The organism is bacterium (assembly GCA_019912885.1).
In the GTDB taxonomy this organism is placed as follows: domain Bacteria; phylum Lernaellota; class Lernaellaia; order JACKCT01; family JACKCT01; genus JAIOHV01.
The window spans coordinates 1-20,049 of the sequence record JAIOHV010000203.1 but is presented as its reverse complement, the minus strand read 5'-3'; the positions used below and the strand labels follow the sequence as shown (position 1 = coordinate 20,049).

The 20,049-nt window shown below is 63.8% G+C and carries 20 protein-coding genes; 13 read left to right on the top strand and 7 right to left on the bottom strand.

Features of this window, described 5'->3' with window-relative positions; translation table 11 throughout:
- Positions 1–33 precede the first annotated feature (33 nt).
- The gene (locus K8I61_17985; protein MBZ0273934.1) at positions 34–951 is read right to left on the bottom strand and encodes a lysophospholipid acyltransferase family protein; all 918 of its coding nucleotides are present in this window, start codon (positions 949–951) and stop codon (positions 34–36) included.
- Positions 952–1,084: 133 nt separating this feature from the next.
- On the opposite strand from K8I61_17985, the gene K8I61_17980 reads away from it, so the two are divergent.
- The gene (locus K8I61_17980) at positions 1,085–2,245 is read left to right on the top strand and encodes a pyridoxal phosphate-dependent aminotransferase (protein ID MBZ0273933.1); all 1,161 of its coding nucleotides are present in this window, start codon (positions 1,085–1,087) and stop codon (positions 2,243–2,245) included.
- Positions 2,246–2,397: 152 nt separating this feature from the next.
- Here K8I61_17980 and K8I61_17975 read toward each other — a convergent pair whose 3' ends face one another.
- Positions 2,398–3,660, bottom strand: coding sequence for a hypothetical protein (locus K8I61_17975; protein ID MBZ0273932.1), 1,263 nt, complete (start codon positions 3,658–3,660; stop codon positions 2,398–2,400).
- A 340-nt stretch (positions 3,661–4,000) separates the two neighbouring features.
- Between K8I61_17975 and tolQ the strand changes: the two genes are divergently transcribed.
- The 6 genes from tolQ (at position 4,001) to K8I61_17945 (ending at position 9,340) form a co-directional block, all read left to right on the top strand.
- Positions 4,001–4,765, top strand: coding sequence for a protein TolQ (tolQ, locus tag K8I61_17970; protein ID MBZ0273931.1), 765 nt, complete (start codon positions 4,001–4,003; stop codon positions 4,763–4,765).
- Between the two features lie 175 nt (positions 4,766–4,940).
- Positions 4,941–5,363 carry a biopolymer transporter ExbD gene (locus K8I61_17965; GenBank protein MBZ0273930.1) on the top strand — a complete coding sequence of 141 codons (423 nt, stop codon included), beginning with the start codon at positions 4,941–4,943 and terminating at the stop codon, positions 5,361–5,363.
- A gap of 19 nt (positions 5,364–5,382) precedes the next feature.
- Positions 5,383–6,147 carry a TonB C-terminal domain-containing protein gene (locus tag K8I61_17960; protein MBZ0273929.1) on the top strand — a complete coding sequence of 255 codons (765 nt, stop codon included), beginning with the start codon at positions 5,383–5,385 and terminating at the stop codon, positions 6,145–6,147.
- 165 nt (positions 6,148–6,312) lie between these two features.
- Positions 6,313–7,674 carry a hypothetical protein gene (locus K8I61_17955; protein ID MBZ0273928.1) on the top strand — a complete coding sequence of 454 codons (1,362 nt, stop codon included), beginning with the start codon at positions 6,313–6,315 and terminating at the stop codon, positions 7,672–7,674.
- Position 7,675: 1 nt separating this feature from the next.
- Complete coding sequence (ybgF, locus tag K8I61_17950; protein ID MBZ0273927.1) at positions 7,676–8,482, top strand: tol-pal system protein YbgF; 807 nt, start codon at positions 7,676–7,678, stop codon at positions 8,480–8,482.
- Positions 8,483–8,677: 195 nt separating this feature from the next.
- Positions 8,678–9,340 (top strand): OmpA family protein, encoded by a 663-nt coding sequence (locus tag K8I61_17945; GenBank protein MBZ0273926.1) that lies wholly within the window; start codon positions 8,678–8,680, stop codon positions 9,338–9,340.
- A 252-nt stretch (positions 9,341–9,592) separates the two neighbouring features.
- Here K8I61_17945 and K8I61_17940 read toward each other — a convergent pair whose 3' ends face one another.
- The 5 genes from K8I61_17940 to K8I61_17920 are packed head-to-tail and all read right to left on the bottom strand — an operon-like array spanning position 9,593 to position 14,896.
- Positions 9,593–9,991: a hypothetical protein gene (locus K8I61_17940; protein ID MBZ0273925.1), complete on the bottom strand. Its 399-nt coding sequence runs from the start codon at positions 9,989–9,991 to the stop codon at positions 9,593–9,595.
- Between the two features lie 4 nt (positions 9,992–9,995).
- Complete coding sequence (locus K8I61_17935) at positions 9,996–11,810, bottom strand: carbamoyltransferase (protein ID MBZ0273924.1); 1,815 nt, start codon at positions 11,808–11,810, stop codon at positions 9,996–9,998.
- 50 nt (positions 11,811–11,860) lie between these two features.
- A complete protein-coding gene (locus K8I61_17930; GenBank protein ID MBZ0273923.1) occupies positions 11,861–13,279 on the bottom strand; it encodes a HAMP domain-containing protein in 1,419 nt (472 codons plus the stop codon).
- A 2-nt stretch (positions 13,280–13,281) separates the two neighbouring features.
- Positions 13,282–14,109 carry an MBL fold metallo-hydrolase gene (locus tag K8I61_17925; protein ID MBZ0273922.1) on the bottom strand — a complete coding sequence of 276 codons (828 nt, stop codon included), beginning with the start codon at positions 14,107–14,109 and terminating at the stop codon, positions 13,282–13,284.
- Positions 14,039–14,896, bottom strand: a complete 858-nt coding sequence (locus K8I61_17920) for an RNA methyltransferase (protein MBZ0273921.1) — start codon at positions 14,894–14,896, stop codon at positions 14,039–14,041. Before K8I61_17920 ends, K8I61_17925 begins: the two co-directional genes overlap by 71 nt.
- Before the next feature lie 147 nt (positions 14,897–15,043).
- Here K8I61_17920 and K8I61_17915 point away from each other — a divergent pair, with 147 nt between their 5' ends.
- The 6 genes from K8I61_17915 to K8I61_17890 all read left to right on the top strand — a co-directional run.
- Positions 15,044–15,457: a hypothetical protein gene (locus K8I61_17915; protein MBZ0273920.1), complete on the top strand. Its 414-nt coding sequence runs from the start codon at positions 15,044–15,046 to the stop codon at positions 15,455–15,457.
- A 9-nt stretch (positions 15,458–15,466) separates the two neighbouring features.
- The gene (locus K8I61_17910; protein MBZ0273919.1) at positions 15,467–16,189 is read left to right on the top strand and encodes a hypothetical protein; all 723 of its coding nucleotides are present in this window, start codon (positions 15,467–15,469) and stop codon (positions 16,187–16,189) included.
- Positions 16,190–16,249: 60 nt separating this feature from the next.
- Positions 16,250–17,035 (top strand): outer membrane lipoprotein-sorting protein, encoded by a 786-nt coding sequence (locus tag K8I61_17905; protein ID MBZ0273918.1) that lies wholly within the window; start codon positions 16,250–16,252, stop codon positions 17,033–17,035.
- A gap of 11 nt (positions 17,036–17,046) precedes the next feature.
- Positions 17,047–18,639 carry a hypothetical protein gene (locus K8I61_17900; GenBank protein ID MBZ0273917.1) on the top strand — a complete coding sequence of 531 codons (1,593 nt, stop codon included), beginning with the start codon at positions 17,047–17,049 and terminating at the stop codon, positions 18,637–18,639.
- 302 nt (positions 18,640–18,941) lie between these two features.
- Positions 18,942–19,427, top strand: coding sequence for a hypothetical protein (locus tag K8I61_17895; GenBank protein MBZ0273916.1), 486 nt, complete (start codon positions 18,942–18,944; stop codon positions 19,425–19,427).
- A 216-nt stretch (positions 19,428–19,643) separates the two neighbouring features.
- Positions 19,644–20,049 (top strand): B12-binding domain-containing radical SAM protein (locus K8I61_17890; GenBank protein MBZ0273915.1); only part of this gene is annotated, 406 nt, incomplete at its 3' end.

The window sequence follows — 20,049 nt, the reverse complement described above, 5'->3', positions numbered from 1 at the left end:
TCGAGGATTGAAGAATTCACGCTCGCGTTCCGTTCAATCTTCAATCTTCGATTTTCGATCCTCGATCTCCTTTACCCGCTTCCACCTTCGGTGCAGCCAGAACCAGTGCTCCGGATTCTCGAGGATCGCCGCGTCCAGGCGTTCGACGTACGCCTGCGTGTTGAGCCGCCGCTCCTCGTCGGGGTCGTCATGCGTGATGTACGGGATGGGCGGCTGGGCGACCAGGCGGTAGCGCGCGGGGCCGACGCGATACGCCCAGCCCGGAACGACCGTCGCTCCGGAATCGCGCGCAAGCCCGGCGGCGGACTTGTTTGTCGCGGTCAGGCGTCCCATGACGTTGACGTAAATCGCGTAGCGCTCGCGCATGCTCTGATCGAGCACCATCGTCACAAGCTCGTTGCGGCCAAGCCGCGTCAGAATTTCCTGGCGTGTGTCCTTGGGGCCGACCGTATCGAAACGCATGCGCCGGCGCGATTCGATAAACCAGTTGTTGACGACGGGATTCTTGATGTTTTTGCCGACGAGCGTAATCGGCGCGTCGAGCTCGTGCGCGGCCTTGCCCATCGCGATATCGAGGATGCCAAAGTGCATGCCGATGCCGAGAACGCCGCGCCCCCTGGCGATTCCGTCGCGCAGATGTTCCATCCCCTCCGCCTCGAAGCGGTCGCGAAAAAACGCCGCGTCCATGAGGTCGGTGCGGAAATAGAGCACGATGAGACGGCCGAGGTTTTCGTACACCGCGCGGCAGATCGCGGCGAGCTCGGCGTCGTCTTTTCGATGGCCCTCGGGCGTCGTATCGGAGGCGAATACCAGGTGAAGATTGTCCATGACGACGCGCTTGCGGATGCCGACCCGCCACATAAGCCGGCCGATCCGCTCGCCCCAGATCTCGGAGCGCTCCCACGACGGCCGCGTGAAAATCCACGTGAAGATGGCGATCACGATACGCACGCGCCCTTGCTACCACGAAAGCGGACTTGAACCACAGAGAACACGGAGAACACGGAGAAAAAAATTTGCGTGGGCCTCTGTGTCCTTCGTGTTCTCTGTGGTGAATGCATTTTTTTCGCGTTACAACGGACGCATGCATCACGTCTCGAAACTCGCCGTCGCCACGCCGCCGTTCTACGTGATGGAGGTACTCGAGCGCGCGCAGGAGCTCGAAAACGCGGGTGTCGACATCGTGCACATGGAGGTCGGCGAGCCGGATTTCGATTCGCCCGCCGCCGCGCGTAAGGCCGGCGCCGCCGCGATCGACACAAGCGACACGCACTACACGCATAGCCTCGGTAAGCCCGAACTGCGCGAGGCGATCGCCGCGTGGCATCGAAATCAATACGGCGTGGCGGTCGATCCGGAGTGCGTTCTGGTGACGGTGGGCACGTCGGCGGCGCTGCTTTTGACGTTCCTTGCGATCGGCGATCCGGGCGACGAGGTCATCATCCCGGACCCCTACTACGCCTGCTATCCGAACATCATCGCCGCCGCGGGCGCGGTGCCGGTGCGCGTGCCGATCCGCGAGGAAGACGGCTTCGCGCTCGACCCGGACGCGGTACGCGGCGCGATCACCAAACGCACGCGCGCGCTGCTGATCAACTCCCCCGCGAACCCCACGGGCGCGGTCATGCCGCGCGAGGCGATCGCCGCGCTCGCCGAGCTGCCCGTCCCAGTCGTGTCCGACGAGATCTACCACGGGCTGACCTATAAGCACCGCGCGGCGTCGCTTGGCGAGTTCACGCAAGACGGCATCGTCATCAACGGATTCTCGAAGCTGTTCGCGATGACTGGCTGGCGGCTCGGTTACGCGATCGTTCCACATGATCTCGTGCGCCCGATGCGCAATCTCCAGCAGAATTTTTTCATCAGCGCGCCAAGCTTCGCGCAGACGGCGGCGAATGCCGCCCTGACGCACGCCGCCGTCGACGTCGAGCGCATGCGCGTCTTCTACGACGAGCGCCGGCGCGCGGTGCTGGCGGGGCTCGCGAAGCTTGGGCTTGCGCCGAAGGTGGAGCCGACCGGCGCGTTTTATGTCTTCGTGGACGTGCGCGAGCTGTGCCGCGCGACGGGATTCAACTCGCTCGCGCTCGCGTTCGACATCCTCGAACGCGCGCACGTCGCCGTGACGCCCGGCACGGATTTCGGTCCCGGCGGCGAGGGGTACATCCGCTTAAGCTATGCGAATCACCTGGATCGGTTGATGGAGGGGTTGCGTCGGCTGGGCGGGTATATCGCGGAGCGCGGTTAGCGGCGGGAGCGCCGAACTCCAACTCGGCTGCGGGTGGTTCTTCCGAGAGGTCCGCTCGCCAATACGATAGGGGCGGCCGCTTGCCCACGCGCGCGACTCCGTCAACACCGGGCGACGCGGGATGGCCTGCGTCACTAGTCACTCGTAATTCGTCACGAACCCACCGTATCGTCGTCTCCCGTGTCATCATCGAGCGTGTCGTCATCCGCGGTGTCGTCATCCGCGGTATCGTCATCGGCCGTGTCGTCATCGGAAGTGTCGTCATCGAGCGAATCGTCGTCCGCGGTGTCGTCATCGTCGAGCGACGCGCCCGCCGGCCAGACGGCGACGGCATTCAGGCGCCGGCCCGGGGTGTCACCCTCGTACGGCTCCATCAGCACCCAGCCGTTCGGCTCGCGAATCAGCGTAAGCAGGTCGTCGGACGTGTCGTCATAACCCACCGCGAATCCTTCGCGCCGCGAGATGAAGCCGAGGTCGTTGATGCGCCAATCCGCGCCTTTGCTGCCAGGCAGCGGTATCTCCGTCCACGCCGGTTGCTCGTATGCGTACAGCACCGACCGGACGCACTTGCCGACCATGAACGTGGCGAGCGCGATGGATTCGAAGCGATGCACTTCCTGCACCGGGCAGTCGCTCGCGGGGAGTTCGAACGGCATGTAGCCGCCCAGCCCGTCCTCCACCATCACGAATCCGAAGCGGTTGATGCCGTCGCTGCGCCAGCCGCCAAGCAGGATGCGCCCGTCGAACAACCGGCCGATGGCGTTGTATGTGAGGAAATTCGTCGGATCGAACGCATAGACCTGCACCGACGCGGGTGCGACCCCGCCGGCCATGTACAGGTAAGCGGAGAGGTTCACGGTGACGAGCAGGATGACGCCCTCGTCCGAGAGCATCGCGTCGCGAATGAAAACGCCGTCGGAGGTCAGACTCGACAGGTCGTCGCGCGTCCAGATTCCGTCGAGCCCGCGCGTGACCAGCACGCCGCCGGAATCGACGCCGCGGTTACCGAACGCGAACACGCGGCCGTCCGGGTGGATCAGGATGCGGCGGACATCGAGGTCCGGCTCGATCGGCGCCGCGGCGCCGGTCCATTCGCCGTCTTCGTATTGCAGGATGCGCCCGACGCCGGCCGCGAACCCGAAATCCGGGCCGCGAAAATCGATTGTCGAAAGCGGCAGGGCCTCGGCGGGCACGTCGCCGTCCGGGCTCCATCGGCCGTTCTTGTATCGGCCCGCGTCGTCGCCGACGGCGATCGCCTCGATGGTCTTGATGCTTTCGGTGGGAAGTTCGTCGTCGTCATCGTCGTCGTCGTCATCGTCGTCGTCATCATCGTCGCCCGGAACGCACGCGAACCCGACGACAAGCGCGAACACGGCGGCGGTGCAAAACAACGCGAGCATGAGCCTTGCATTCATGACGCTCTCCACGCTCCGTTCCCGGGAAAGGGAGGAGTCGTTTTCGTGGTTCAACCTGGTAAATTCAATTTCGCCGGGCTCCGTTGGCCCCGTGGCGAATGCCGCTGTCAATTTTTCTTGCGGCCGGCGGCAGGTTCATACGTATCGGCGTTTCCGCGCCAATATCTTACACGTGGATGCCCGCCTGTAAATTCCGCCGGCGCGGCGCGCGAAAGTTGGCCTTTTTGGCGGGTCCGTCCGGGCTGTTTGCCCGCGCGCCGGACGCGATTTTTCGTTGACATCGGCGGGCGGGTCGCTTACGTTGCCGCGCGAATTTTCGCCGTTTTCCGGATAGGCGCGCATGAAACTTTCCCTGGCCCTTTTGGCCGTCACGCAGCCGTTGGATTCCACCGGCCCGTCCGCGTTCAACATCGTCGAGGTGATCAAGAACGCGGGCCCGGTGGTGACATTCGTCATGCTGCTGCTCCTGGTTTTTTCCGTCACGAGCTGGGCGATCATCTTCCTGAAGGGGCTGACCCTGCGGAAAGCCGCCCGCGAGTCGGAGGTCTTCCTCAAGCTCTTCTGGGAGTCCCGCCAGCTTGACGAGATCTACCGGGCTTCGCGCGACCTGACGCTGACGCCGCTTGGCGAGCTGTACCGCGCGGGCTACCGCGAGCTCGAGCGTTTCCGCGACACCGGGCAGCAAACCGAAATCACCATGACCGCGGGCACATCGCCAAAAGGCGGCGTCACGAAAAAAGAGGCCGCGCGCGAGAACATCGCCCGCGCGCTGCGCCGCACCACGGTCGCCGAAATCACGCGCCTGGAGCGCGCGATTCCGTTTCTGGCCACGTGCGGCAATACGTCGCCGTTCATCGGCCTTTTCGGCACGGTCTGGGGCATCATGATCAGTTTCCACGACATCGGGCAAAAAGGCTCCGCGAGCCTGACCGTCGTCGCGCCCGGCATCTCCGAGGCGCTCGTCGCGACCGCCATCGGCCTTTTCGCGGCGATCCCCGCCGTCATTTTTTTCAACCATTTCAACAACAAGATCCGCGTCCTGGAAGGCGAAATGGACGCCTTCACGGCGGACTTCCTGAATATCATCGACCGGCATATCCTTTAGGCTGGTGTGAAGGCGCGGAACCGAGTCGATTCGTTCGGCGTCCATTGGTTAATGAATGGGGAATTGGGAATGCGGAATGCGGAATGAATCGCAATCGGGAAAATTTTCCTGAAAGGTCGCACGTCGTGACTCTCTTTTCTCTTTCCTCTTTTCTGTTTTCTGGTGTCCGATGGGCATGAGCGTCGGATCCAGCGGCCGGCGCCGCGACATGATGAGTGACATCAACGTGACGCCGATGGTCGACGTCATGCTGGTGCTGCTCGTGATCTTCATGGTTACCGCGCCACTCATGCAGGAAGGCATCGGCGTCAATCTCCCCGCGGCGGAAGGCAAGAAGATCGAGTCCGCGGAGGAAGACGTGCGCCTGTCGATTGACGCCGAGGGGCGGATATTCATCGGCAAGACGCCTATCGCCAGGGAAGCGCTGCGCGAGGAACTCCGCAAGCTGTACGAGGGCAAGGCCGAAAAACGCATCTTCGTCGAGGCCGACACGGCCGTCGATTACGGCGTCGTGGTGGCGGCGATCGCCGAGGCCAAAGCCGCGGGCGTCGAGCAGCTCGGCCTGAAAACCCTGCCCAAGGGGAACGCGGGCCCGTAAGGGCCGCGCGACGCGCGCGATGACCTACCGCCTGGCCGCCGTCCCGCGCTACAACCCGCCGCGCCCCGATCCGTTCGGCCGCCTTTTCGGCGCGATGTGGTTCGCGTCGATCCTCACTCACGTCGGGTTTTTCGTGGCGTATGCGATCTTCGTCGCGGTTACGGTCGGAAACGCGCCGCCTCCCCCGCCCGATCAACCGCTCGTGTTCGATCTTGCGGACCTGCCCAAGGGGCGATCGGTCGGCGCGGATCCGGTGCCGGAAGTGCGCAAGACCGCGCTCAACCCGTTCGAGCGCGAGGTCAAACAGACCGCGACGAAAACCGAGGACATGCCGGAAAACGTCGCGCCCAAACCCAAGGTGAAATCGACCGTCAAGCAGCGATCCGCCAAAACCCGCGTCCAGGAGGAACTCGCCCGAAAACGCATCGAGGATTTGCGGCGCAAGGCTCAGGCCGGCGGCGGCGGCGAAGGCGAAGCCGGCACGCGCCCGTCGATCGAAAAGCTCTATCTCGCGGGCGTTCGCGAAAAAATCCGCTCGCGCTGGAAACTGCCGCCCGGAATGCCGGCGGAGCTTCGCGACAAAAGCATCCCCGCCACGGTGAAGATCGACGCGGCCGGCAACCTCATCGGCGTCGCGATCAAGTCGTCCGGCGACCCTTCGCTCGACGCGAGCATTCGCCAGGCGGTGTCAAACGCCGTGCCATTCTCCCGCCCGCCGTCGGAGCTGCACGGAAAACTGGCCGGCGGCATCTCGTTCACGTTCAAGCCGAAAGAAGCAAACTGACGCGCGCCCGCCAGGCGATTGGGCGCCGGTTTACAACGCGCGCAAAAACCTCAAAATGCGCGCGCGACGATCGAACCGGGAGACATGATGCCCTTAAGATTGCGGACCGCCTCGCCCCCGCCGGCCACGGTCCACGTCATAATCGCGATTTTCCTTAGTCTTTTCATGGCGTTATCCGCCGCACCGGCCTTGGCCCAGACGACACCGCCTCCAGAGGGCGGCCCGCCGCCGGCGCCCGGATCCGGCACGGAAGGCGGCCCGGTCGAAGGCGGCGTCATCACGCCGTCCAAGATCTATGGCACGACGATCCAGAAGATTTCCATGGCGATCCCCGAGTTTTTCGCCGAGTCGGAAACGGGTTTCGACGATCTGTCGCATAAACTCGCGGACCTTCTGACCGAAGACATGGAGATGAGCGGCGAATTCGAGGTCGCCGACCGCGCACGCTACCTGGAAGACCCCCGCAGCGCGGGCGTGAAGCCGGGCAGTTTCTCGTTTAGCGACTGGAAGATCATCGGCGTCGAATACCTCATCAAGGGCTCGTACAAGCGCGCGGGCGAAAGCCTGACGATCACCGCGCGGCTATACAACGTCGGTACCGAGAGCCTGGTCATGGGCAAGGAGTATTCCGGCAAGGCGGACGACTACTACCGCATGATCCACCTGTTCGCGAATGAGGTTCTGCTTTCGCTGTTCGGCAACAAGGGCTTTTTCGGCTCGCGCCTCGCCTACGTTTCGGGCACCAAGAACCAGCGCGAGGTGTACGTCGTCGATCTGGATGGACGCAATCGCCGTCGCCTGACGAACCTCGGCGTGTTGGCCATGACACCCCGATGGAGCCCGGACGGCAAGTCGATCGTGTTTGCGGCGTCGAGCGATGTGACGCAACCGTCGCTATACATCGTTGACGTAGAATCCGGAAAGGCGAAAAAAATCTACGGCATCGACCAGGGCGTCGTGCTGACGCCGGATTTTTCGCCGTCGGGCACGCGCATCGCGGCGGGAATATCGCTCGGCGTTTCGACCGACGTGTACGAGATGGACGTCAACGGCGGCAACCTGAAAAACCTGACGAAAAACTGGTCGATCGACCTTTATCCGACTTACAGCCCCGACGGGCAAAACATGCTGTTCGTGTCGGATCGCCCCGGCTCCCCGCAGGTCTATCGCATGGGGGCCGACGGATCGAACCCGGTGCGCATCAGCTTTTTCGGCGGGTACAACCAGTCGCCCGCCTGGTCGCCCAAAGGCAACAAGATCGCGTACGCCGCGCGCGAATACTGGCACTACACGATCTACGTCATCGACGAATACGGCGGCGAGCCGTACGCGCTCACCGCGGACATGAAGCCCAACTGCGAATACCCGTCGTTCTCGCCGGACGGGCGCGCGCTTGTGTTTTCGTGCGAGACGGACACCGGCCGCGCGCTGTTCATCCGCACGGTCAACGACACGTTCACGAAACCGATCACAAAAGGCACGTCGTTCGATGCGAGCCCCGACTGGAGCCCGCTGCCGGAGGATTGAGATGACCGCCCGAATGAACGTTTCTCGTCTTTTTGCCGTCGTCCTGGCCCTTGTTCTGGCGTCGGGCTGCATCACGACGCAGGCCGACAAGCAGCGCCAGTCCGAGATCGAGCGCGAGCTCGCCGAGGTCAAGCGCGTCGCGCAGGACACCAAGGATGTGCTCGACCGCAACATCGGCCAGATCGCCGAGCAGCAGGTCTACTTCGACAACATGCAGCAGGAGTTCGGAGCGATGAAGGGCGCGTTCGACGAAGCCCAGTTCGCCAAGGAGCGCCAGGCGAAGGAATACGACACGCTGCGAAAGTATCTGGACCTGCAATTCGAAAAGATCGACAAGCGGCTCACTGAACTCGAGCGCAAGGCGGGGATCGCGCCGGGACCGGCGATCGCCTCGGTTCCGGCGAGCCCGGGCGGCCTGATCGTCAAGGACAAACCCGAAAAAGACCAGTTCGAGGAGGCGGTGCTCTCGTTCAAAAAGTCCCGTTTTGGCGAAGCGCAGAAAAAATTCGAGGATTTTCTAAAAAAGTTTCCGCAGTCGGAACACGCGCCCGAGGCGCAATTCTACGTCGGCGAGAGCCTTTTTAGGCAGAACAAATATTCGGACGCGATCCTCGCCTACGACGAGGTCGTGACGCGGTGGGCCAAGAGCAAACAAGCCCCGAAAGCGGCGCTGAATCAGGCGATGGCCTTTGAAAAGATGGGGCAGAAATTTGATGCAAAACTCTTCTATGAGAAGGTCATGTCGGACTATCCGGGCACCGAGGAAGCCAAGATAGCGGCGAAAAAGCTTCAGTTGTTGAAGAAGTAATTCGCGGTAAAAAGCCCGCAAAAAGACGCGATTTCTGGTTGACAATGCGAAAATCCCTGTGCTAATGGTGCGGCCAAGCTCAGTCAGGCTCTGTGAATTCGACTCTGTGTATGGGAACCGGTCCGTAACGACCCACGACTCCATTCGGCCCGAGACGGCCGCATTCCAAAGGGAACCCAGAAGGAGGTTTTTTGTATGAAGAAATTTGCCCCGCTCATTCTTGTCCTCGCGGTCGCGCTCTTCGCGTCGGCCTGTGGACAGGAAAAGCCTGAGGCGGAGCTCGCGGCGGCCAAGGCGGCCGTTGCCGATGCTCAGGCTTCCGGCGCCGCACAGAACTGCCCCGACAAGCTCAAGGCCGCCGAGGATGAGCTGGCCAAGGGCGAAGCCCAGTACGCCGCCGAGGAGTACGATGCCGCGAAGGTGTCGTTCGCCGAGACGATCAAGCTGGCGGAAATCGCGAAGAATTGCCCGCCTCCGCCGCCGCCGCCGCCGCCGCCGACGCCGAAGCCCGTGCTGAAGCAAGCGCCGGCCACGCTGCCGAACGTGTACTTCGACTACGACAAGTACAACATCCGTCCCGACCAGGTCGAAAAGGCCAAGCAGAACGCCGCGCAGATCAAGAGCGACCATGCCGGCACCAAGATCATGCTTGTCGGTCACTGCGACGAGCGCGGCACGGATGAGTACAACATGGCGCTCGGTATGCGCCGCGCCAAGTCGGTCCAGAACTTCCTGACCAACATGGGCGTCGCCGCGAACGACCTGTTCGTGAAGTCCATGGGCGAGTCGCAGCCGCTCGATCCGGCCCACAACGAGGCCGCCTGGGCGAAGAATCGCCGCGTCGAGTTCAAGTTCTAGTCGACTAAAAAACCTGACCGCCAAAAAGCGGGGCTCTTCGGAGCCCCGCTTTTTTTTCAGGCCGGATAGACCGGAAGTCTGAACGGGCATCGCGACGGACTTCGTGCCCCTGCCCGAATGGACAAAATGGATATGATGGACTGGATGGACATGATGGACCCCGGCGAACGGGCGTTTGCGATTTGCGATGACTTTTCAGACTTCCAGACTATTCCCGCGATGACCTTCCAGGCTTCCCGTCTTGCCGCCTTCCTAAAACATCCGCTGGGCCTGCTTCTTGTCGAACGGCTTGCGTTCGCGGGGCTGCCAGTACGTTTCGCGCTCCGGGTGAGGATAGCGATCGAGCAGGTCCTTGCGGGCAAGCCGAAAAAACAGCCCGTACGGCGTCATGACGAAGACGAAAAAGAGCGTCAGCACGATGCGCGTGACGACAAACGACATCTTGTCCGCGAAAAACATCCCGCCCTTGTAGATCGGCCGCATCACCGGCGGCGCGGCGAAACCGAGAATCGCCGCCACCACGCCAAGCCCGATGAGCGGGTAGGAAATCGGCGCGCCGTGATACGCGCGCAGTCCGCCGACCAGCGCAAGGATGCACCCCAGCGTCAGCGAGAACTTCCAGATATCACCGGGCCTCTCCTTGCGTTTCATGGCATCAGTCCGGCGGAAATTCCTGCCGCCAGTCGTGCGTTTCCTCGACCTTCGGCTGGGAGGTCTTTTCCAAAAGCAGCGAGCCCATGACGAGCAGGTCCATCTCGGTACGCATGAAGCAGCGGTAGGCGTCCTCCGGTTTTTCCACGATCGGCTCGCCGCGCACGTTGAAGCTGGTGTTCACGAGCACGGGCACGCCCGTCTGGTCCGCGAACGCCGCGATGAGGTCGTAGAAAAGCTCGTTGTCCTCACGGGCGACCGTCTGCACGCGCGCGGAGCCATCGACGTGCGTCACGGCGGGAATCGACGAGCGCGGCGTGTTGAGAAGATCGAGCCCCGTGCGCTTCTTCTCCTCGTCGGTAAGCGCCTTGCGATGCTCGCCGCGCACATCGGCGACAAGCAGCATGTAGGGCGATTCGCACGCAAGGTCGAACCACTGACCCGCGCGGTCGGCCAGGACCGCGGGCGCAAAGGGACGGAACGACTCGCGGTACTTGATCTTCAGATTCATGACGCGCTGCATCGCCGGCGAGCGCGGATCGCCGAGGATCGACCGCCCCCCGAGCGCGCGCGGGCCGTACTCCATGCGCCCCTGAAACCAGCCGACCACCTGTTCATTCGCCAGGCGCTCGGCCGTCTCGCGCAAAAGCTTGTCGCGCGACAGGCGCCGGTAAGGCGCGCCGATGCCGTCGAGGTACGCCGCGATGGCGTCGTCATCGTACGCGGGGCCAAGATACGAGCCGCCCTGCGTGCCCCGGGGGCGCGGCGTGCGGGGCGCGCCGTGGTATCGGTGCCAAGCCCACAGCGCCGCGCCAAGCGCCCCGCCCGCGTCGCCGGACGCAGGTTGCACCCAGATGGCATCAAAGGTCCCTTCGCGCAGCAGCTTCCCGTTCGCGACGCAGTTGAGCGCCACGCCGCCGGCCATGCAAAGGCGCGTCATGCCCGTTTCGCGCCGCACGTGCCGCGCGGCCTTGGAGACGACCTCCTCGGTCACCGCCTGGACGGACGCGGCGATGTCCATGTAACGCGGATCGGTCGGGCTCTCGGGCTTTCGCGGCGGCCCGTCGAACAGCGCGTCGAATTTTTTCCCGGTCATGCGCGTGCCGACGATGTAGGTGAAATACTCCGGGTTCAGGCGAAACGAGCCGTCGTCCTTGATGTCGATGAGACGGTCGCGGATGCGGTCGGCGTATTTCGGCTCGCCGTAGGGCGCAAGGCCCATCAGCTTGTATTCGCCGGAGTTGACGCGAAATCCGCAATACGCCGTGAAGGCGGAGTACAAAAGGCCCAGCGAGTGCGGGAAGCGAATCTGGGCGAGGATCTCGATGTCGTTGCCGCGGCCGATGCCGAAGCTCGTCGTCGTCCATTCGCCGATGGCGTCCATCGTCAGGAACGCCGCCTCGTCAAACGGTGACGGATAAAACGCGGACGCCGCGTGCGATTCGTGGTGCTCCGGGAAAACGATCGTCCCCTTGTACCCGAGTTCGCGCTCCGCGATGCCGTGGATGTGCAGTTTCTGGCGAACCCAAAGCGGCATCGCGTGCAGGAATAACCGATATCCGCGCGGCGCGTCGTTGAGAAAGCTTTTCAAAAGCCTTTCGAATTTCCTGAACGGCTTGTCGTAGAAAGCGACAAGGTCGAGATCCCCGGCCTTGATGCCCGCCTGCGCGAGGACCGCGTCGATGGCGTGCTCCGGCCATCCCTCGTCGTGCTTGACGCGGGTGAAGCGCTCCTCCTGCGCGGCGGCCACGATCTCGCCGTCGACGACAAGCGCCGCCGCCGAATCGTGATAGAACGCGCTGATTCCGAGGATGTTCATCGACGCTCCCGCGAAGGGCTCAACCGGATATCACGCGGCCGGATTGCCGGTCAAACATTCACGGCGGCGCCGCCGGACGCCGCGTGGCGCTCCATCAGCGGCAGCGTGAAGTGGAAGATGGCACCCCCGCCGGGCGCCGTTGCAAACCAGATGCGCCCGCCGTGTCCCTCGACGATCTCCCGCGCGATCGCCATGCCGAGCCCGCGGCCGCCGGGGGTGTCTTTTGTGGACGGGTCAAGCGTCTCGTATTTTTCGAAGACACGATCCTCGATGGCCGGCGGAATGCCCGGCCCGGTGTCTTTTACAAAGACGTGCGCCACTTCGCGCCGCTCGTCGCCGTCTCTCCTGACGCCCGCGCCAAGCACGACGCGCCCGCCCGCGGGCGTGAACCGGATGGCGTTGTCGAGCAGGTTTGTGACCGCCTGCGCCAGCCGGTCCGCGTCGGCCGGAACGCTCGCCAACCGTTCGTCATCATCGATTTCCATGTCGAGCGTCACGCCCTTGGCTTCGGCGATCGGCGCCGCCGCGCGCACCGCGTGACGCAGCCGGGCCCGCAGATCGACGGGCCTCTCGCGTCCCACGGCCGCGGGCGACGGCCGCGCGGGGTCGAGCACTTCGTTGATGAGGCGCGTCAGCCGCTGCGCCTCCTCTTGGATGATGTGGATGAACCCCGTCCGCTTTTCCGGGCTGAACGGCAGGTTCGAAAGCAGGGCCTCGGAGCTTGCGACGATCGAAGTCAGCGGCGTTTTCAATTCGTGGCGAACCATCGACAACAGCTCGTCGGTGTCGCGATCGAGCTGCGCCAGGCTCCCGGCCGCCTCTTCCAGCCGCCGTTGCTGGAGCCGCTGGGAATCCTCCGGCGGCAGGTCCGGCTCGTCGAGCGCTTGCGACGCGCGCTCCATCCGCGCCTTGAACTCCTCGAGATTGCCGCGCAGGTGCGCGATCGTCGTCGCCATCGTGTTGAAGCGCCGGGCAAGATCGCCAAGCTCGTCGCCCGAATCCCGCGAGAGCCGCGCCAGATCGGTGTCGTCGGGGATCGGGTGGATCGCATCGGAAATCCGCTCGCCCGTGTCCATGTCCGACATCGCTTTGGCCAGCCGCTCGATGGGCTCACTCATACGGCCCGCTAGCCGGCGCGACAAAACCAGCAACACAATGGTGAGGCCCAGCAACAGGCCGACGCCCGTCGCCGCCATATTCCAGAGCATTTCGCGGTGACGCATCGACGCGATGGCCTGCACGTGATCCGCGAATTGCTTTCCGCGCGCGTCGGCCGGATCGCGCGCCAGCGCGCTTTCAGCGCGCGTCACGGCCGTGTCGATGCCGTGCAGCACGTCGTCGGCCATCTCGTTCATAAGGTGCGTCGCGGTCACCCAGGTCACGGCCGCGGGCAGCACGGATAACGCGAACAACAGGAACAACAGCTTCGCGCGAAGCGTCAGTCCGAATCGTCCGCGCCGTCCCGGCACGATCAAAGCTCCAGCGTCTCGTTGGTCCGCGGAAAGACGATGCGCGCGTCCGGCGCGCACGCGGCGATTGCCCGCGCGAACTCGTCCTTGGCGGGCTGCCCGAAAAACGGCAGGTCGGGGGCGGAGCCGTCGGCCCGGAAGGGCCGCGTGAAGTCGTCGAAGTGAAACGGCACGACGACCGACGGACGCACGCGCGACAGGACGCGTTTGTGGTAGTCCGGCGTGCGTTTCCAGCCGGGGATGCACATGAATACGATATCCGCGCGCGCGCCCTCAAGGGCTTCGTCCACGAGATTCGCGCTTCCCATGTGCAGGATCGACTTTCCGCCGACGTTTATCAGCGGCGCGAAGATGCCGCCGACGCGGTAGCGCGTGGCCGGAAGCGGCGGCTCGCCGCCGGGCTCCACCTCGCCTGGATACGGCACGCGCCCGAACAGCACGAGGCCGTGCCGCGAGGGAATCATCTTGACCGTCGCGCCGCCGGGGAGCGGTTGTTCCTCCCCGCCTCGGCAAACCGTCACGCGGCCCGCGATGCCGAATACGCCAAGCAGCGTCTCAAGCGACGCGCTGCCGACGATCGGCACGGTCGTTTGCCGCGCGAACCAAGGGATGTCGAGCGCATGATCGAAATGCGTATGCCCGACGATCACGCCCGACAACTCGCCGGGCAAACCGGCCGCGATCCCGGCGACGCGCGCCTCGTCGCTGGCGAGCTTGCCGAACAACACGCTCCCCTTGCCCGAGCGCGTGTGGTACGGATCAATCAGCCACGTCCGGCCTTCGTGCGTGATCTGAAGGCCCGCGGCCCCCGTCCACTTCACGCGAACCATCGCGCTCTCCTTTTTCCGCCACATGGTTGAGATACCATTCCATATCCGAACAGATGCCGCGAAGGATCTTCGCCTCGCGCCAGTTCAACCCGGCCCTCCCGGCGATCTTTCGCAGCGCGCTCAGGATGAACTCCGGATTCGAAGGATCGAGAAACCCGATTTCCAAAAGCAGCGGGCGCACCTGCTCGAACAGGCGCTCGATCTGATCGGCGTCGACGAGCTTTCGCTCCGGCACGCGCTCGGCCGCCTCGCCCGCCAGGGCACAATACACCTCGTAGCCGACGATGAGCACCGCCTGCGCGATGTTGAGCGACGGATACTCCGGCGAGGCGGGGATATTGATGATGCGCGGCGCGAGGTCGATCTCCCGCGTCGTCAGCCCCTTGTCCTCGCGGCCAAACACGACGACGGCCTCCTCGCCGGCGGAAAGAAGCGGCGCGACGTGCGCGGCGAATGAGCGCGGCGTGAAATCGGCCGGGCGTTTTTGCCCCACGCGCGCGGTGGTGGAGACGACAATTTGGAACGGCGCGACGGCCTCGCGAACGGTGTCGGCGATTGTGGCGCTCCGCAGAATGTCGATGGCGCCGACGGACATCATGCGCGCTTCGGGCGCGTCCAGGTCGGGCGGACGCACGAGCACGAGCCGGCTCATCCCCATGTTTTTCATCGCGCGCGCGACCGAGCCGATATTTCCGGGTTGAATGGGCTCGACAAGGCAGACCGCCAGGCGCGACGCGATCCGCAGGATTTCGGTTTCGGTTTCGGTTTTGGTTTCTTTTTCGGACACCGCGTCCCCCTAGCCGGCGATGATAGCGGAACAAGCCTTCGTCCGACATCCACACCATTTCCGGCAAAACCATCCGTTGTTCCTGCCGAAAGGTGCGCCTATACTTTTGGCGCCCGCGGGGACGAATTTCGTGGAGGTTTTTCAGATATGCGTTTATCGGCAAAGGTTTTGGGTTTGACGGTGCTGGCGGCGATGGTCGCGTTCGCGCTCATCGACGCGCCACGGCTCGTCGCCGACGAGGACTCGCCCCTTCACAAGCAAATGGAAGAAGTGCGGGACGTCTTCAAGGCGATCAAAAAGGCCGTCGAGAACGCCGACACGGCGGGCGTGAAGACAAACGCGGAAACGATCGCCAAGGAGCTTGCCAACGCCAAGAATTTCGATCCGCCGCAAAACAAGGACCGCAAGGACGAATTCCTGAAGTTCGCGGACGAGGCCGTCGTCGCGGCCAACGATCTGGCCGGCGCCACGGGCATGGGCGAGATCGTCAAGAAGTACCGGGCGCTCGGAAACTCGTGCGACAAGTGCCACGATATCTTCCGGCCGGAAGATCACGACTGAGCCGCCCCCATGAAAAACTTACCTGTCTGGCACCGGAAACTTCCGGGAGCGATGTTCGCGCTTGTGTTGGGCCTCGGCTATCTCACGGCGCTCGCGAATCTCTTTTTCTCCACGCATGAGGCCGACTTAAAACCGGGCATGAGCCTTCGCGATATCGAGGTGCGTTTCCACGGCGACCCGACGATGACGCGCCTCAAGTACATGGTCCTCGGCGATATGCGTGAGCACCTGGAGACCGAGGACGAGCTGAACACGATTCTCGAATGGCTCGACGCCGGCGCGCGCGAAAAAACGTTTGGCCCCGTCATGGAGGTTCTCGACAACCGCTGCGTGAACTGCCACAACCCGCTTGGCAAATCGAGCTTCCGCCCGCTGACGGAATACGACGAGGTCGCCATCGTCACCAAGCCCGACGAGGGCATGCCGTGGGACCGCCTGGCGACGATATCGCATCAGCACTTTTTCGGCATGGGCCTTCTGGCACTCGCGATGTCCTGGATCCTCTGGAACCAGACCTCGATCCCGCACAGGGCCAAAACGGGTCTTGTGCTGATGGGTTTTATCGGCGTCATCCTGGACGTGGGCGGCTGGTGGCTGACCAAGCTCAACGAATCGTTCGCGGTCGTCGTCGCGGGCGCGGGCGGGCTTTCGGGCCTGTTTTACGGCCTCGCGATCGCCATCATCTGGTGGGATCTTCTGAAGACGGCGCGCGATCCGATGCCCGAAGCCTGACCGCTTGACGCGCGCGGCATGCCGCGTGTGGACTTATCGAATCATACGAAGGAGCCAAACATGCCGCGCGCCCTCGCCCTCGTCCTATTGATCGCCGCCGCCGTTTTCGCCTTGCCGTCGCACGCCGACGAGAGGAAGGCGTCCGAGATCGTCGATGACATGGTGTCGAGCTTCAATCAGGAGAACATGCTCCTGCAACTCGACATGACGCTGACAAACGCCAAGGGGCAAACGCGCGAGCGCAAGCTGCGTAGCCGCGTCAAGATGGAGGACAAGCTCGGCCGCACGGTGATTTCGTTCGAAGCGCCGGCGGACGTGGCGGGCACGAAGTTCCTCGTGGTCGAGAACAAAGGGCGCGACGACGATCAGCTTCTCTACCTGCCGGCGCTAAAGCGCGTGCGCCGCATCGCCTCGTCACAGAAATCCTCGAGCTTCATGGGCACGGACTTCAGCTATTACGACCTTTCCCCGCACGATTCCGAGGAGGGCACGCACGAGCGTCTGCCCGACGAAACGGTGGACGGCGCCGCGCATTACGTCGTCGAGACGGCGCCCAAGGCGTCCACCGGTTCGGAATACAGCAAGATCAAATATTGGGTGCGCCAGGACAACAAGGTCGTCACCAAGGCCGAGTTTTCCGACAAGGACGGCAAGCTGCTGAAAACGATGACCGTCGCCGGGCTCGAGGAGTACAAGCCCGGCCTGTGGATCGCGCGGCGTTTCGAAATGAAAAACGTGCAAAAAGGCACGTCCACGACGGTTGCCATCACGAAGTACATGGCCGACGCGAAGATCGCCGACGACTATTTCACCGAGCGGTTCCTGAAAGACGAGTCGCAGCTCTAGCGACGCCAAGGGTGACGGCTCCCCGATCCCTCGCCGCGATGGCCGCGCTGATCGCGTTTTGCGCGTTTGGGGCGATCGCGTTCGCGCAAGGCGACGGGGACGACTCCGCGGCGTTTTTCGGCGAAGCGCCCGCCGCGCCTGACGATCCGGATGACTTTTTCGGCGACGCACCCGCCGCCGGCCCCGTGTCGGCCGGCGTGCTTTCCGGCGAGGCGTGGCAGAAGGCCGCCGTCGACACCGCGCGCGACGGCGAGGACGAGTTTATCTACGCCCTGCTGACACTTGTCCGCGCGCAGGGGGATTTCACCTTCGGCGATCTGGCCGCACGCATCTCCGGGATCGTCACGTACGACGCCGCCTTCAACGAGGACGCCTACGACGCGCACTACACGCCCGAATTGTGGGAGGCGTACGCGCGCTGGCGCGTCGGCCCGGTCGATCTCACCGCGGGGCAGAAGATCTGGTCCTGGGGCAAGACGGACATCGTCAGCCCGACGGATCTCATCAACCCCTACAACTTCGACCGCTACTTCGACGCGGAGATCGGACTTGCGCGCCTGCCGGTGATGACGCTCGACGCGACGTGGTACGCCGGCGCGTTTCAGGTCGAGGGTCTGGTCATCCCGTTCCTGCGTCCGACGCGCCTGACGGTCGCCGGCGACGCGGGCGCGGTGCTCGGGCAGCGATTCCCGCTTGGCGATATCCTCGCGCCCGTCGAGGACGAACCGGCGTATCGTAACCTCAAGCGCTTTCTCGATCTCTGGATTCCTGATTGGAAGGACGAGCTGACCGACGAGCTATCGAAGCAGTCGTATTTCGACGCACGCACCGAAAACCCGGACGACGATTTTTCCCGCGCGGGCGGCGCGGTTCGCGCCGGCGCAAGCGCGGGCGGGTTCGACTTCGACGTCATGGGTTATAGCGTTTACGATCCGATCCCCACCGTTCACATCAACCCGGACCTGCTCGAAATCGCGCGGGCCTTCGAGCGCACGCCCGAGGGATACGGCCCCCTGCCCGACCGAGTCGAGGAGATCCCGACCGCCGCCGTCACCGACCCGTTTCGCGTCGTGCATCATCGCCTGTACGGCCCCGGCGCGGACGTGGCGACGACCGTCGGTGCGTTCGCGATCCGCGCGGAGGGCACGGCGCTGTGGGGCCGGCACGTCTATCGCGAGGACCTGACGACCGTGGAAAAACCGACCTATTCCACCGCGATCAATGTCGAATATATGTTTCCCGGTGACACCACGGTGAGCGCCACGTTCTGGAACTCCACGGTTGGTGACGCGGACGGCGAGGACCTGCTTTTCCCGCCGACGACGGCCATGCTGTTTCTCGGCTGGCGCGCCGCGTTTTTCCGCGACCGGCTCCAGCTTCAGGGCGTCGCCACCTACAATTTCTCGCACATCACCGGGGAGATGGCGCGCGACGGCGACGTCTTCGGCGAGGACGGCCAGTTCACGCCGATCGTCGAGTGGTCCGTCACCGACCCGTTCCACATCGGCGCCGGCGCGAACGTCTTTTTCGGCGAGCGCGACACCCTCTGGGGCTTGTTGCGCGACCGCTCGCGCGTGTTCGCTTTCGTGGCGTATCATTTTTAACGATTGAGGATTGAGGATCGAGGATTGAGGATTGAGTTAAATCGCAACGTCTCACGCGGAGCCGTTAAAGCCGTTTGAACCGCGACCAGCGGAGCCGAATGGCAGAATTTGAAACGCGACCGTAAGGGAGCGGACCCGGCAAAACCGTTGGAACCGTGACCGCAAGGGAGCGGGTACGGGATCGATCGCATCGCGACACGGTATGACTCAATCCTCAATCCTCGATCCTCAATCCTCCTCATCCCTATTTCCTATTTCCTCCCCGCTTGTTATGGTTTCCCGCTTTGGCGGGAGGCGATTGCGTGAGACACGGCCCGTGGGCTGCCATTTCGGCGATCGTGCTTTCCGCCGCGTTGGTTTTTGCGGCGCCCGCGCGCGCCGGTCAGGGCGACGAGGTTCTCGCCGGCGCGGTGATCGGCACGAGCGCGGGGCTCGTCGTCGCCGGGGCGATCAACATCACGTACGAAAACGAGGACGCGGACCGGAACTTCGCGACGATCCTCATCGCGGGGGGACTCGCCGGCGCGACGGTGGGCACGCTGTTCGGGCTCGCCCTGCCGGACGACGCGCTCGAACGCGAGCTTGGCATCGAGCCAAAACCGGCGGCGCCGGACAAACCGGCCGCGGACGACGCCCCGGCCGATGACTCGCCGACAGATGGCTCGGGGCTTTATCGACCGGCGCGCCGCGAGACGCGTGATATCCGCTGGCGTTTCGGCTTCGGCCCAACACCGGAGGGACGCGGAGGTTTTGTCATCCTCGTCGCGGACTTCGGCGGGCATCGCTAAGAGGATCGTCGTCGACGACGGAAGTTGCGAGATTCGTCTTCCGGTGAGATTCGTCGTCCGACGAAAATCGTCATCCGGCGAGAATCGTCATCCTGAGCGAAGCGAAGGATCTGGCCCGACGACGCGACGAAAACGCCGTGGCGAAAAGCGCGGCAGACAAACAATAACGAAACGGCGAAGCGCATCGCCCGCCGGTTTTCGATAAGGAAATCGATCATGGCGGTGGATTTGTCCCGCGTTGAGCGGGCGTCCCGATATATCGGCGGCGAGGCCGGCAGCTTTCGCAAAAACCCGGCCGACGTCGACGTGCACCTCGCGCTGATCTTTCCCGATCTCTACGAGATCGGCATGAGCAGCACGGGTTTTCAGATTCTCTACAAGCTCGCCAACGACAGGCCGCGCGCGTTCGCCGAACGTGCGTTCACGCCGTGGACCGACTACATCCGCGAGATGCGCGCCGCGGGCGACGTGCTTCGCGGCCTGGAATCCGGCACACCGCTGGCCGCGCTCGACCTCCTGCTGTTTTCGATCCAGTACGAAATGGCCTGCACGAACGTGGTGCTCACGCTTGACCTCGCGGGAATTCCGCGCCGCGCCGAAAATCGCGGCGAGGACCATCCGC

Bases quoted from the DNA above. Each gene is read 5' to 3' on its own strand.
- K8I61_17980 (MBZ0273933.1), top strand. From the start codon at position 1,085: ATGCATCACGTCTCGAAACTCGCCGTCGCCACGCCGCCGTTCTACGTG.
- K8I61_17975 (MBZ0273932.1), bottom strand. From the start codon at position 3,660: ATGAATGCAAGGCTCATGCTCGCGTTGTTTTGCACCGCCGCCGTGTTC.
- tolQ (MBZ0273931.1), top strand. From the start codon at position 4,001: ATGAAACTTTCCCTGGCCCTTTTGGCCGTCACGCAGCCGTTGGATTCC.
- K8I61_17965 (MBZ0273930.1), top strand. From the start codon at position 4,941: ATGAGCGTCGGATCCAGCGGCCGGCGCCGCGACATGATGAGTGACATC.
- K8I61_17960 (MBZ0273929.1), top strand. From the start codon at position 5,383: ATGACCTACCGCCTGGCCGCCGTCCCGCGCTACAACCCGCCGCGCCCC.
- K8I61_17955 (MBZ0273928.1), top strand. From the start codon at position 6,313: ATGGCGTTATCCGCCGCACCGGCCTTGGCCCAGACGACACCGCCTCCA.
- ybgF (MBZ0273927.1), top strand. From the start codon at position 7,676: ATGACCGCCCGAATGAACGTTTCTCGTCTTTTTGCCGTCGTCCTGGCC.
- K8I61_17945 (MBZ0273926.1), top strand. From the start codon at position 8,678: ATGAAGAAATTTGCCCCGCTCATTCTTGTCCTCGCGGTCGCGCTCTTC.
- K8I61_17940 (MBZ0273925.1), bottom strand. From the start codon at position 9,991: ATGAAACGCAAGGAGAGGCCCGGTGATATCTGGAAGTTCTCGCTGACG.
- K8I61_17935 (MBZ0273924.1), bottom strand. From the start codon at position 11,810: ATGAACATCCTCGGAATCAGCGCGTTCTATCACGATTCGGCGGCGGCG.
- K8I61_17925 (MBZ0273922.1), bottom strand. From the start codon at position 14,109: ATGGTTCGCGTGAAGTGGACGGGGGCCGCGGGCCTTCAGATCACGCAC.
- K8I61_17915 (MBZ0273920.1), top strand. From the start codon at position 15,044: ATGCGTTTATCGGCAAAGGTTTTGGGTTTGACGGTGCTGGCGGCGATG.
- K8I61_17910 (MBZ0273919.1), top strand. From the start codon at position 15,467: ATGAAAAACTTACCTGTCTGGCACCGGAAACTTCCGGGAGCGATGTTC.
- K8I61_17905 (MBZ0273918.1), top strand. From the start codon at position 16,250: ATGCCGCGCGCCCTCGCCCTCGTCCTATTGATCGCCGCCGCCGTTTTC.